Below are 13,513 nucleotides of genomic sequence, written 5' to 3'. Positions count from 1 at the left end.
TCGCAAGTATCAGGTATCAAGTCCAACTATTTTAAGTCGCGCGACTTGATGCTTACTACCCGATACTCCAAGGGGGATAATTAAGATTCAAACAAGTCATGCTGAACTTGTTTCAGCACCCCACTCGCCAAGTAGCGAACTGTTCATCGCTTGCATACTTTGTTGATGGGTTCTCGAAACAAGTTCGGGATGACCGGGATAAATATAACCACCTTTCTCAATAAACGCCATGCACCAATAAACTGATGAACTGACCAACCAATGAACCAAAGGGGGGGATAAAGTAAGAACTATTTCAATGGACAAACCCAACCGCTACCCACAAGGTTTTGGTTTTTGGTTAATATGCAATATACGGAAAATTGTTGGGATTCTTAAACAAAAGGCATGCAATGTCAAGTAACCAATGCGACGTATTTTCCAGCTGGCGCGAGCGTCACGCTCGTGACCACGTTGACAGGTATGCCGCCAGCCATATCCGTTATCTCATCCAATAACCACAAGCGGGGACGCTTGCGGGAGCGGGGGGTGTCTTTAAAAACCCAAAATGACACATCCCCGCTACTACACTACCCACCGCACCCCTTCTCAAGAAGCGAGTTCTGTTTGTAAACTAATCTTCCGAACACCTGTGGTGATAACACGGACCATAAGTTAATTATTATCATGTTGCTCATTTTCAGCTTGAAAGCCTATCCGCAACAAGGGCATGTGATTTAGCGTTCGTTCCAATTCACCCAATACAGAATCTCCATAGTGACTTGCATGACCTTGTATAATTTCAATCAGAGTAGCCCTTCTATTCAAAGAAAGTATTTCATCAGTATTGTAAAGATAAGTTCCTGCGCCGGTCGAGCATTGACTCAATTGGATGGAAGTGGAATTGGTCATCTCAAACTTTTCTTTCAAACTGTCACAAAGACCACGACTCTTATTATCTTTTACTGGAAGTACGATATTAATAAAGTCGCCTCTTGAAAGAGTTGTTCTGAAATCCATGTGGGTAGTTTGATAAGCTATACCGTCTATGCCGGACATTTCTCTAACCCATTGCAATAACAATTGAGGAATAATATATTCAGGTTTAAAAGTATCATCTTGATTTCGCACTTTAACCGAACAGCACATTACTAAAGGCCAAATCATTAGATAATCATAAAGACCATCAGATCTTACATACATATTCGGTGGAGATAGGTCAAGGATGCGCAAATCACTTGTGTTACGAACCCGTACTGCCTGAAACTCGTTAATGTTGGGCCTGTTTAATTCTTCCCAGCATAGGTAGATAGAAGATCCCAGATAAAGCGACGGAAACCCTGGTATGCTAAAACGCTGTGTTTTCACCAAGCCACGTTTTTCAAAAGGGATATGAAAAAAGTCTTCGATGGCGATAGGGAAATTTTCTTTATAACACCGTATTCTATAGAAATTTTCGCCGGTTAGAAAATCTTTGATGTTCAAAACATCATTGAAATCCTTTAAATTACTAACGAGGCCATCATTAAGATGTTTGAAAGCTTCTGCTGGTTTACCATTGTAATAAGCATTAAGCGTTTCTTTTAATTTTTCTGACAGATGTCGCTGTCTTTCCAATATTCTATGAAGAGGATAATGGCCCAAATCCTCAAAATGTGAGTCTTGTTGTAAAGCTGCTTCAAGTTTGTCGATGAAGTTATCAAGCTGCCGAAAGGTAAACTGTTTAAAATCTTGTCGCGGGGGTTGTATGGTTGGCAGAGAAAATAAAGGGTCTTTTAGAAATTCAGTAATGCGCATAGAAGATTATAATTAAATCATGCAGGTAAAGTTGCTGTACTGGTACTTGTTCATTACCTGCGGTCTGATTCAAACAATTAATTATCGTCCGCCTTATCCGCTTTCATAGCCGCCATAATAGCCCCCGGTTTACCTATCACTTTATATTGCCCTTCGCCTTTTAAAATGGTGGCAACATCGGCTTTGTTGGCCATCAGCTTAACGGCTTGCGCCATTTCTTTATCGTATTTAAAGTTGCACTCGTAGCGGCCTTTTTCGTAGTAATAGCGGGCGGCTATTTCATTTTCGAGTACCTGTTTTATTTCGTCTTTATGCTGTTGCAGGTCGTCGCCTTTGGCGGCGGCCAGTTTGGCTTTCAGGGCATCGTACTCGGGTTTTATGGTGGCAAACTCTTTGTCCTTATCAATTTCAGCTTTCAGGTCGGCCAGTACCTTTTCCGATTTATTGTTGTAGCTATAATCCTTCGTGTCCAGGTATTTTACAAAGTCGGCGTATTCAGCATCAGTCAAGGCAAAACCTTTGGCATCGCTAATTTTAGGGTGCGTGTTGCGGTACTGCGTGGCATAATCAAACACATACAGCTTGCCCACAATAACCTGCGTTACGTTCGAAAACTTTTCCTGCTTCACAAACACATCCGGGTAAATACCGCTGCCATCATAAACAGAGCGGCCATCTTTAGTTTTATATTCATGCATCAGCGAGTCGGCAACCTTATCAACGCTGCCATCATTATTGCGGTGCGTATAATCCAACGCCTGTATACACCTGCCCGATGGCGTATAGTATTTAGCGATGGTGATCTTCACCAAACTGTTATAAGGCAGGTTAAATGTTTGCTGCACCAGCCCCTTGCCATAGCTGCGCGTACCGATGATAACGGCGCGGTCCAGATCCTGCAATGAGCCCGCTACAATTTCGGATGCCGAAGCCGAGTGGCTGTTCATCAAAACTACTAATGGCAGGTTCGGCTCAATAGGGTTGTTATAAGTATGGTACACATAATTCTTATCCCGTACCTTGCCCTTTTGCGATACCACCTCCACATCTTTAGCTACAAACAGGTTCACAATTTTAACGGCCTCTTGTAAAATACCCCCACCGTTTGAGCGGAGGTCGAGAATGATACCATTAGGGTTATTCTTTTTAATAGCGACTAAGGCATCGGTAACTTCCTGGCCGGAGTTCTCTAAAAAGCGATCGAGTTTTATGTAACCCATATTGCCCGCCACCATACCCGAGTAGGATACGTTGGGTTGCTGTATCTCATCGCGCACCAGGCTTTTTTCTATCGGCTCAGCCACGCCATCGCGTTTAAGTTGCAGTTTAATCGGGCCGCCTTTGGCACCTTTTAAAAGAGCGCTCACCTGGTCGCTGTTTTTACCGTAAAGTACAATGTCGTTTATCTTAACCAACTCGTCGCCCACATGGATATCGGCCTTTTGCGCCGGGAAACCTTCGGCAATATCAGATATGATGATTTTTTTGTTTTTTGAGAAGATGCTGGCGCCAATGCCGCCATATTGGGTGCTTACATATTTAAGCTTATAATCTTCAATTTCCGATTCGGGAACAAACTCGGTATACGGGTCAAGACCATCCAGCATGGCATCAACACCGGTTTTTACTAATTTGGCAGGGATGATCTCGTCAACATAATTAATGTTGATCTCTTTATAAACCGAGGCAAATACTTCCAGGTTTTTTGATATCTGGAACAGATCATCATTAAAACTCCATAAAACCAATGCAAGTGATAATACACCAGCCGTTACACCCAGTTTTTTATAGCTTTTACCCATTACAACACGCCTTTCCATTCTGTATTCTTTGTTGAGAATATAAATGTACTAAAAAAACAGAACGGCCTTTAGTATGAGTTAAAAAAATTACAATCTGTTGGTATCCAGGTTTACCAACGCTTTTTTAAAGGTAAAAACAACGTATTCGCGGTCGCGGTTTACCAGTGCCATCACACGGTTTATCAGATCTTCTTCCTGTCCGTCGGCATATTGTAACTGCTCATCGGTTAAATGGTTGTATTTACGCTGAAGCTTGATTTTCATGCGTGCCCATTCTTTAGTACTGAATTTGATCTCGGCCATGGTGTAATTATTTTATGCAAAAGTATAAAAAAGCAAATTAAAGTCGTTTTATAATTTTTGGTTCGCAATTTGTGACTATTGCTAATCAAAATACGTCTACTAATAAAAACCAATAACTATGAAAAAGTATATGCTATGTTTGGCTGCTGTGGTGATATCCGCGGTAAGCGTTAAGGCCCAATTCTCTTTAGGGGTAAAAGGAGGCTTAAATATTTCTAAAATAGATAATGATAATTACTCACAATCAACCGTTGCGGGCTACCAGTTTGGCGCTTTCGCGCGAATAGGCACAGGCTTTTATGTACAGCCCGAACTCTACGTAGGTAGTAAAGGCGGTAAATTTAATTTCGATTCAAACGGAAGTAACGCGGGCGGTTCGGCAAAGGTGCGGTTCACTTCGTTGGATGTGCCGGTATTGATCGGTAAATCTTTCGGTGCCGAGAGTTTGAACTTCCGGATCATGGCAGGCCCTATTTATTCGTACATTTTAAATACCGACGAAAGCTTTTCGGATAATTTAGGCGCCGCTTACCGCGATCTGGGTAATTACAAAAACAGCACCCTTGGCTACCAGGCCGGTGCCGGTATCGATCTGGGAAATATCTCTATCGACGCGCGTTATGAAGGTGGCCTTACCCAGGTAAATGAAAAGTTTGGCCAGCGCCAAAATTTATGGCACATCAGTTTAGGGTTTAAGATATTGTAGGCCCCCTAAAAATAAAAACGTCATGCCGTCCCGACTTTCGTTGGGATCGGCACCTCACTTGCTAAGTAGCAAACCATTATCGCTCGCTTACATTTCTGATGGGGTGCTGAAACAAGTTCAGCATGACTATATTTTTTAATAAACGTTTTTCTGCTTTAAAAAGGCTATTTCTTTAGTTCCAATATCTTCTATCGGGAAAACCTCGATACCTGTAATTTTCATTTCATCTAGCGTATTTACCAAATCAACGTATTGTGATTTATCGCTTGGTTTTATTAATACCATCAGGCTTTTGCCAGTGTTTTTTAATACCAATGCCTGCATATCTAAAATGGCTTTGCGCAAACCTTCCTTATTAAAGGTGCAAAGTTTGGGGTCGGTTAATGGTTTTTCGGTCATGCCCAAATAGTACAAAACCTGGTGGTTGCTGCCAATACACAAGGTCATTGTGCGGCTTTCAGGAATAAACATTGGTGGGTCTGGTCGCTCATCCGTCGGCATATTCAAACCAAACATCCCCGGCTTGTTCATCGAGGTCGTCAGCATAAAAAACGTGATCAACAAAAATGCCAGGTCGACCATTGCGGTCAGGTCAACACGGGCTGCTAACTTTTTACGCGGACTTTTTCCGCCGGTTTTTTCGGGAGAAGAATTGAGCTCTGCCATGGTGGGTTAAGTTTAAAGGTTGAACGTTAGGTTATAATTGCGAGAGATGCAATATTATTCGTTTAACGCTGGGGGGGGTAGTAATGTTGTGGGGTTTGAAGAATATAATTTTACGAGAAATAAGAAGTTAATATTGCCTGAGATTTTGAATAAGAAATCATGAAAGCTTATATTTGTTATATGGAAACCATACTTATTCATCCAGATAACGTAGAGCAATTAAAAACGGTGAAAGCTGTTTTAAAAGCTTTGAAAGTTCCATTCGAATCAAAAATACCCGATTTGCCATTACATGTTTCTCAAAGCATTGAAAAAAGCATAAAACAATTTGAAGCAGGCCAAACCATTTCCCTACAAGAATTTAAAGAAAAACATTTTTCTAAAAAATGAGCTTCGAGATAAGGTTCTCACCAGAATCTGAAGAAACCTATGATGCGGTTATTAGCCAATTAAGAGTTACTTGGGGAGATAGTTTCGTAAACAAGTTCGAATCTAAGGTTGCGAAGAGCATTAATACTATATCCGAAACGCCTTTATTATATCCTGTGGTTGATGAAAATACCGAAGTTCGAAAATGCGTCCTGCATAAAAATTGCTCAATGCTTTACAGGGTTTTTGGAAATGTGGTTTTAATAGTTTGCTTTTGGGATAATCGTCAGGATTCTTTATAACTCACTTTACATTCTCTAATTTTTTCGATTTGGAAAGTACGTTTAAATAAATAATCAACGCAAATTTTGCTGCTGTTTTTTTGATATAGATAGTGCGCTATCCCAAGAAACCATATTTTAGCGAAGCAAACACCCGCAGCATGAAAAATTACATCATCCCACACGAGTGGCATATTATAGAAGAAGGTTTTGATCCGCACCTGAACAAAATATCCGAAAGTATATTCAGCCTTGGTAACGGCCGCATGGGCCAGCGCGCCAATTTTGAGGAAGCATACAGCGGCGAAACCCTGCAAGGTAACTACGTTGCGGGAGTATATTATCCCGATAAAACCCGTGTAGGCTGGTGGAAGAACGGCTATCCCGAATATTTTGCCAAAGTATTGAACGCCGCCAACTGGATTGGCATCGATATAAAAATTGACGATGAGGTTTTAGATATTGCCCAATGTGCCGTAACCAATTTTAAACGCGTGCTCAACATGCACGATGGTTATTTAGAACGAAGTTTTACTGCCCGGTTAAAAAACGGTAAAGAAGTAAGCATTACAGCCACCCGCCTGTGCAGCATTGTTGATAAAGAAGCCGGTGCCATAAAGTACGCCATCACCCCTCTTAATTTTAGTGGTGATATTACAGTAACGCCTTACATTGATGGGGATATCTCCAACGCCGATTCCAACTACGACGAGAAATTTTGGGAACATGTAGCTCATGCCGAAGATGGTAACGATGTGTACTTAACCCTGCGCACCAAAAAAACCGGATTTGAGGTTTGTACAGGCAGCCGTTTCACTATTTCGGGTAGTTCTGCAAAAGTGATAAACACCCTCCGCGAAAAATATGTAGCTTCAACCACCACTGTACAGGTGCAACAGGGGCAACAAACCACCGTTTACAAATACGCCGCCAACGTATCATCGCAAAACTACGCCCCTGCCAATTTACCAGATGCCTGTAAAAAGGTGATAGCAGAAGTATCGGCTAAAGGTTTTGATACCATGCTTGCCGAACAGGCTGCCGCATGGCACAAAAAATGGGAGCATAGCGATATTGTGATCGAGGGCGATGTTAAAGCGCAGCAAGGCATCCGTTTTAATATTTTCCAATTGAGTCAAACCTACACCGGCAGCGATGACCGCCTCAACATTGGCCCCAAAGGTTTTACGGGCGAAAAATACGGAGGCTCAACCTATTGGGATACCGAGGCTTATTGCGTGCCCTTTTACTTAGGCACTGCCCCGCAGCAGGTAACCAAACAACTACTTATTTACCGCTGGAAACAGTTAGATAAAGCCATTGAAAACGCCGCTAAGTTAGGTTTTGATAAAGGAGCTGCACTGTACCCTATGGTTACCATGAATGGCGAAGAATGCCATAACGAGTGGGAAATTACCTTTGAAGAGATACACCGCAATGGTGCTATTGCTTACGCGATATTTAACTACATCCGCTTTACCGGCGATAAAGATTACCTGAACGATTACGGCCTGGAAGTACTTATCGGTATTGCCCGTTTCTGGAAACAGCGTGTAAACTGGAGCGCTGCCAAAAACCAGTATGTAATGCTGGGCGTAACAGGCCCCAACGAGTACGAAAACAACGTGAACAACAACTGGTACACCAGTATGCTGGCCTGTTGGTGTATGGATTACGCCGCCGAGTGTATAGCCTATGTTAAAGCTACCGAACCGGATAAATACATGGACCTAGTGATAAAAACCGCGTTCAACGAAACGGAAGAAACAACATACTGGAAAAAGATAAGTAATAACATGTACCTGGGTGAGGATAAAGCCAAAGGCATCTTTTTACAACAGGATAACTTTTTGGATAAAGAGATCATCCCCGTGCATGACTTGCCCGCTGCCGACCGCCCCCTAAATCAAAAATGGAGCTGGGACCGCATACTGCGCTCATGCTACATTAAACAAGCCGATGTATTACAGGGCCTGTACTTTTTCAGCGATAAATTTGATCTGGATACATTGCGCCGCAACTATGAGTTTTACGAGCCGCTAACCGTACATGAAAGCTCGCTGTCGCCCTGTATACACGCCATATTAGCCGCCAAGCTGGGGATGGAAGAAGATGCCTATAACTTTTACCTCCGCACCTCCCGCCTTGACCTTGACGATTATAACAACGATACCGAAGACGGTTGCCACATCACATCAATGGCTGGCACCTGGATGACTGTGGTAGAAGGATTTGCAGGTATGACGGTGAGCAATGACCAACTACACTTTAAGCCCTTCCTACCCAAGCAGTGGAAAGGCTATTCGTTTAATATCCTGTTCCGTGGAGCACTCATCAATATTAAAGTTGATGCCAACGGCTCGCATTTAACAACGGATAAAGCTTGTGAGGTTTTTGTATCAGGTAAAGCGTACAAGTTAACAACAGGCCAAACCATCTTAGCTGAATAAAATGGGCGAATTGAAACTATACATGCTGCTCTTAGGCTGCCGCCCGCCCGGCAGGCACGTGGAGCAGCATGATTTTTTCTTTGGGATAGCACCTTCATTAAAAGCATTGATCCCCGATATCAAATATTTTTGGCCCGAAAACAAAGGCAACATCCACATTGATGCATGGAGAGAAGTAACGGCTGTAAACGGATATAAGGTAGATGTTGTAAAACAAACACCGGCAAATCAAACCCAAACCTTGTTTTTTATCAACCTTGGCGGCTATCTGCCCGAAAAGTTCGAGGAGCAACATTACACCCTGCTCACTGTTCAGCCCAGCCTGGCTTCAGTAACCAAATACGCCAAAGAAACCGATTTTTATCAGCATAACCATTTCGGCAATGCTGTAAGCCATATTGATGATAAATATGGAATAGATGTTGACGATGTTTTTAAAATACAGGATATTTTACCCGCTTTTCAAAAAACACTATACCATATTCAACTCACACCTGCCGAAAGTTTAGTTGAAGATGAGATACATTTAGGGTATTTGCCGTTGGGAAAGATTGAGTAGCTTCTACAAATCTCGACGTCTATTGACATTCTAATTTTAACATCTATATTTAAATATGGAGATTGAAGAACAAGAAATAACCAAATGGAAGGACATTCGGTTGAAGCTGAATCAACAATACATTTATGATAAAGAATGGGGTAAAGCAATTATCCTATTTAATCAGAGATTTACAAGAAAGTATTTCGATCCCATTCAGCAATTAATTGATGAGGGAAAACTAAAAGGGGAAGGCTTTACAATTCTAACGGTACAATGTGCTTTAATAGAAGCATTCGCAAGTCTACGTTCTGGCGAAATATTTGACCACACGAAAAATACAGGTTCACCTAAATATACTTATAAAAACAGTCAAAAAATATTTACCAAATTCTTGCAATCCGCTGCCATATTTAAAAACATTTTTTGGGTAGATGATTCTGCAAGTTCAGGACAAACTATTCCTGATAAACCATTTAGCGCAGAATCCTTTTATAAGGATGTTAGATGTGGCCTTATGCACGAAGCCAGGACTAAAGGAAAATGGATTATCAACGCGGCCCCGTTAAGATTTAAAACCAAAACAGAAAAGATTTTCATCGAACACGAAAATGGAAAGAATAAGATTTATCGTACCATCTTACATTATCGTTTAAAAAGACATCTTGCAGATTACACCTCTGATCTTAAAAAAACAGGTAGTGAAGGTGAAATATTACGACGTTTTTTTGCTCGAAAAATGGATCATATTTTTGAAGAGGTTGCTGATGGTACCAAATTTGAATGGTGGATTGATAAATAATTTCTTATCAAGCCAGCTTAAACGCAATTTTTTTATAACGATACCATTGCCTTTATCACCCCATTCGCCGGATCTAACCATCCTTTAAACTCATCCTTCACCTCACCAAAATCAACCCGGTGAGTAATATAATTCGTAGGGTCAACCAAACCCTTTTTCATGCTGGCTATCACGTGCTCAAAATCGGCACGGGTGGCGTTGCGGCTGCTCATCAGGGTAGCCTCGCGTTTGTGAAACTCAGGGTGGCTAAATGCTATTTCGCCTTTTTGCAATCCTACCAAAACATAACGTGCACCATGCGCCATGTATGGAAAAGCATTGGTAATAGCACGCAGGCTGCCCGTGGCATCTATTACCACGGTAGGGTAGTCGCCATTTGTAATTGTTTTCAGCGCTTCGTTAACATCCTCTTTAGCGGCGTTAATGGTATGGTGTACCTTGAGCTTATTTTTACAAAAATCAAGGCGGTTTTCGTTAATGTCCATTGCAATCACGTTTGCGCCTGCAATACGCGCAAACTCCATAATACCCAGGCCAATTGGCCCGGCGCCAACCACCAGCACGAACTCGCCGGGTTGCACATCTGCGCGGCGAACGCCATGAGCGCCAATAGCCAATGGTTCAACTAAGGCTAATTCATCCTCGCTCAAACCTTCGCCGTGAATAAGCGAATATGATGGCACCGAAACATATTCGGCCATGCCGCCATCAATATGTACACCAAAAACTTTAATATCAGTACAGCAGTTGGCTTTACCGCTGCGGCAGGCAATACATGTTCCGCAATTAAAATAGGGGATAAAAGTTACCGTTTCACCAACAGTAAAACCGGGGGCATTATCAAATTCCACCAACTCGCCCGCCAGCTCGTGACCTAAAATGCGTGGGTAAGCAAAAAATGGCTGGGTGCCCTCAAAGGCGTGCAGGTCGGTACCGCAAATGCCAATACGTTTTATTTTGATGATAGCGTTACCGGGAGTAAGTGCAGGCATTTGGCCCAGTTGGTATTCAAATTGCCCCGGTGTGGTGCATACTAATGTTTTCATTGTGTGTTGTTAAAAAAAATCAGGTCATGCCGAACTTGTTTCAGCACCTCACTGATAGGTATGCGATGATAGTTCGCCACCTGCATGATGGGGTCCCGATCCCAACGAAAGTCGGGACGGGATGACTAATTATAATTATGCAAAGAGAGTAACTAATATCCGTTCAACTCTACTGATGCATCCTGTAATGTACAATAGCGATGGGTTTTTTCGCCCGCTCAGCCCAGGCACAGCCTGCTCAAGAGAATAGTTGAAACCCATCGCTATATAATTATGCGTTAGCCAGCGCCCTATCTAAATGCACATAGCCACCATCTACATGAACAATTTGCCCTGTAGTATGGCTTGAGCGTTCTGATAACAGGAATGCAGTAGCATTGCCTAATTCTTCAGCTGTGGTCATGCGGTTTTCAAAAGGTATTTTACCGGTAATCTCCTTTAGTTTTTCCTGCGGATTGGCCAGTCCGTTTACCCAGGTATCGTAGGCCGGTGTCCAGCATTCGGCAACTACAATGGCGTTTACACGGATACCGTATTTTAACAACTCCACAGCCCACTCGCGGGTTAAGGCATTACGGCCACCATTGGCAGCAGCATAGGCAGATGTATTACCCTGCCCGGTTTCCGCTGTTTTTGAGGTGATGTTCAGTATCGATCCTTTTGATTTGATCAGCTCGGGCAATGCATAATGTGCCATCAAATAATAATGCACCACGTTTTTATGTAACGATGCCATAAAGGCATCATAATTGCCATTTTCAAGGCCTACGCCATCATTAACCCCTGCATTGTTCACTAAGCCATCAATACGGCCGAATTGTGCTATAACAGCCTCAACAGCCATTTTGCAGGCAGCAGGGTCTGATAACTCTGCCGCTACCTGGAAAGCTTGGCCGCCTGCTGCTTTTATCGCGTCAACGGTTTTGTTGTTATCATTGGAGTTGCGGCCAATAATAACGGGTATAGCGCCTTCGCCGGCCAATACATTGCTAATGCCCTCGCCAATGCCTTTTGCACCGCCGGTTACTATAATTACTTTATCTTTTAATTGCAGATCCATATTTTGTTCCTTTTATAGGTTGTAAAATTTAACGGCATTATCTCCCCAAAACTTATCCTGCTCGGTGGTTGATAAGTTGACGGTATATTGTTCAACTATGCTTTTCATTGCAGTGTAGTTTGCAGCCACCTGGCATACCGGCCAGTCTGACCCAAACATTAATCTTTCCGCGCCAAAAGCTTCAAACACCACATCCAAGTATGGGATAAAATCAGCAGGCTTATGGTTTTTCCAATCAGCCTCGGTTACCATGCCTGATACCTTACAGTACAAGTTTTGATGCTGGGCCACCTTGCGGATATCCGTTGCCCAGTCATCTATTTTTTTGTCTTTGATGTATGGCTTCGCAATATGGTCTATCACAAATTTGGTATCCGGGAAAGCCGAAACAAACTCGCTTACATATTGCAACTGGTCCGGAAAGATGAGGATATCATAAGTAAAACCATATTTGGCCAACTTGCTTATACCATTCATAAAAGCTGGTTTCAGCATCAAAGCCCTATCTTCTTCTCCCTGCAATACATGGCGCAAGCCTTTCATTTTTTCAAAGCCACTGTAATATTCCAGCCGCTCTTCAATATTATCCGCACGCAAATCAACCCAACCAACTACCCCTTTTATAAAAGCATTATCATTAGCCAGCCCCAGCAAAAAATCATTCTGTATTTCCGACTGATCAGCCTGTACAGCCACGCAGCCATTTATACCGTTTGCCTCCAGCACCGGCTCCAGATCGCCGGGTAAAAAATCGCGTTGAATAACCGACATATCATCGTTTATCCAGCTATCCCTTACCGGGTCAAATATCCAGAAATGCTGGTGGGCATCAATTTTTGGCATATGCTTTAAAAGTTTGTTTAGCAGTACCCAAGCCATCAATTCCTAACTCTACCACATCACCGTCTTTCAAATAAACAGGCGGGTTAAAGCCCAGGCCAACGCCTGCAGGTGTACCGGTTGATATTACATCGCCCGGTAGCAAGCTCATAAACTGGCTCAGGTATGATATTACGAACGGGATGTTGAATATAAAGTTTGATGTATTGCCATCCTGCATTTTCTGGCCGTTAACATTAAGCCACAGGCGCAGGTTGTTTACATCGGCAATCTCATCGGCTGTAGCCATAAAAGGCCCCATTGGTGCAAAGGTATCGCAGCCTTTACCTTTATCCCAGGTACCGCCACGCTCTATCTGGAACTCACGTTCCGATACATCGTTATGCAGCACATAACCCGCAATGTAATTATGCGCATCGGCCTCATCAACATAGCTTGCTTTTTTGCTGATAACCACAGCTATCTCCACTTCCCAATCAGTTTTTACTGAATTTTTCGGGATAGTGATATCATCAAAAGGCCCGGCTAAAGCCGAAGTGCTTTTCATAAAGATAACGGGTTCGGTTGGTACTGCCGCGCCTGTTTCGCGGGCATGGTCGGCATAGTTAAGGCCTATGCAAACAATTTTTGACGGCCTCGCAAAAGGGCTGCCCAAACGTGCACCTTCCGGTATCGGTTTCAGGGTTGCTTTGTTAGCATCCACAAAGGCCTTTAAGCGCGCTAAGCCGTCGTTTTCAAAAAAGGCTTCGTTATAATCTTCGCCAAAAGCCGAAGTATCATAGTATTTGCCATCTTCAAGCACTATGCCTGTTTTCTCTTTGTTAAGTTCTCCGTATCGTATAAGTTTCATAATGCTTTTTCTTAGCGCTTTAGC

The 13,513-nt window shown here is 42.7% G+C and carries 13 protein-coding genes; 5 read left to right on the top strand and 8 right to left on the bottom strand.

Annotation, left to right across the window (positions count from 1 at the left end; translation table 11 throughout):
• Positions 1-654 precede the first annotated feature (654 nt).
• The 3 genes from KXQ82_RS10715 to KXQ82_RS10705 all read right to left on the bottom strand — a co-directional run bounded on the left by KXQ82_RS10715 (position 655) and on the right by KXQ82_RS10705 (position 3,881).
• Positions 655-1,776 (bottom strand): RES domain-containing protein, encoded by a 1,122-nt coding sequence (locus KXQ82_RS10715; protein WP_219488340.1) that lies wholly within the window; start codon positions 1,774-1,776, stop codon positions 655-657.
• A gap of 77 nt (positions 1,777-1,853) precedes the next feature.
• Positions 1,854-3,596: a S41 family peptidase gene (locus tag KXQ82_RS10710; protein WP_219488338.1), complete on the bottom strand. Its 1,743-nt coding sequence runs from the start codon at positions 3,594-3,596 to the stop codon at positions 1,854-1,856.
• A gap of 69 nt (positions 3,597-3,665) precedes the next feature.
• Positions 3,666-3,881 (bottom strand): hypothetical protein, encoded by a 216-nt coding sequence (locus KXQ82_RS10705; protein WP_219488337.1) that lies wholly within the window; start codon positions 3,879-3,881, stop codon positions 3,666-3,668.
• A gap of 118 nt (positions 3,882-3,999) precedes the next feature.
• On the opposite strand from KXQ82_RS10705, the gene KXQ82_RS10700 reads away from it, so the two are divergent.
• Entirely contained in the window at positions 4,000-4,587 is a 588-nt protein-coding gene (locus KXQ82_RS10700) for a porin family protein (protein ID WP_219488336.1), read from the top strand.
• A 135-nt stretch (positions 4,588-4,722) separates the two neighbouring features.
• On the opposite strand, the gene KXQ82_RS10695 is transcribed toward KXQ82_RS10700, so the two are convergent.
• Entirely contained in the window at positions 4,723-5,253 is a 531-nt protein-coding gene (locus KXQ82_RS10695) for an ExbD/TolR family protein (protein WP_219488334.1), read from the bottom strand.
• Positions 5,254-5,433: 180 nt separating this feature from the next.
• Here KXQ82_RS10695 and KXQ82_RS10690 point away from each other — a divergent pair, with 180 nt between their 5' ends.
• The 4 genes from KXQ82_RS10690 (at position 5,434) to KXQ82_RS10675 (ending at position 9,693) form a co-directional block, all read left to right on the top strand.
• The gene (locus KXQ82_RS10690; protein ID WP_219488333.1) at positions 5,434-5,643 is read left to right on the top strand and encodes a DUF2683 family protein; all 210 of its coding nucleotides are present in this window, start codon (positions 5,434-5,436) and stop codon (positions 5,641-5,643) included.
• Between the two features lie 421 nt (positions 5,644-6,064).
• Positions 6,065-8,353: a glycoside hydrolase family 65 protein gene (locus KXQ82_RS10685; RefSeq protein ID WP_219488329.1), complete on the top strand. Its 2,289-nt coding sequence runs from the start codon at positions 6,065-6,067 to the stop codon at positions 8,351-8,353.
• Between the two features lies 1 nt (position 8,354).
• On the top strand, positions 8,355-8,912 hold the full coding sequence (locus tag KXQ82_RS10680; protein WP_219488328.1) for a DUF1543 domain-containing protein: 558 nt from the start codon (positions 8,355-8,357) through the stop codon (positions 8,910-8,912).
• A 55-nt stretch (positions 8,913-8,967) separates the two neighbouring features.
• Positions 8,968-9,693 carry a hypothetical protein gene (locus tag KXQ82_RS10675; RefSeq protein WP_219488326.1) on the top strand — a complete coding sequence of 242 codons (726 nt, stop codon included), beginning with the start codon at positions 8,968-8,970 and terminating at the stop codon, positions 9,691-9,693.
• 32 nt (positions 9,694-9,725) lie between these two features.
• Here KXQ82_RS10675 and KXQ82_RS10670 read toward each other — a convergent pair whose 3' ends face one another.
• The 4 genes from KXQ82_RS10670 to KXQ82_RS10655 form a co-directional block, all read right to left on the bottom strand.
• Entirely contained in the window at positions 9,726-10,739 is a 1,014-nt protein-coding gene (locus tag KXQ82_RS10670) for a zinc-binding alcohol dehydrogenase family protein (protein WP_219488324.1), read from the bottom strand.
• 271 nt (positions 10,740-11,010) lie between these two features.
• A complete protein-coding gene (locus KXQ82_RS10665; protein ID WP_219488321.1) occupies positions 11,011-11,799 on the bottom strand; it encodes an SDR family oxidoreductase in 789 nt (262 codons plus the stop codon).
• A 12-nt stretch (positions 11,800-11,811) separates the two neighbouring features.
• Positions 11,812-12,642 (bottom strand): amidohydrolase family protein, encoded by an 831-nt coding sequence (locus KXQ82_RS10660; RefSeq protein WP_219488320.1) that lies wholly within the window; start codon positions 12,640-12,642, stop codon positions 11,812-11,814.
• Positions 12,629-13,489, bottom strand: coding sequence for a fumarylacetoacetate hydrolase family protein (locus KXQ82_RS10655; protein WP_219488318.1), 861 nt, complete (start codon positions 13,487-13,489; stop codon positions 12,629-12,631). Before KXQ82_RS10655 ends, KXQ82_RS10660 begins: the two co-directional genes overlap by 14 nt.
• Positions 13,490-13,513 lie beyond the last annotated feature (24 nt).

The organism is Mucilaginibacter rivuli (assembly GCF_019391655.1).
Classification (GTDB): domain Bacteria; phylum Bacteroidota; class Bacteroidia; order Sphingobacteriales; family Sphingobacteriaceae; genus Mucilaginibacter; species Mucilaginibacter rivuli.
This window is presented reverse-complemented; position numbering and strand designations above follow the sequence as displayed.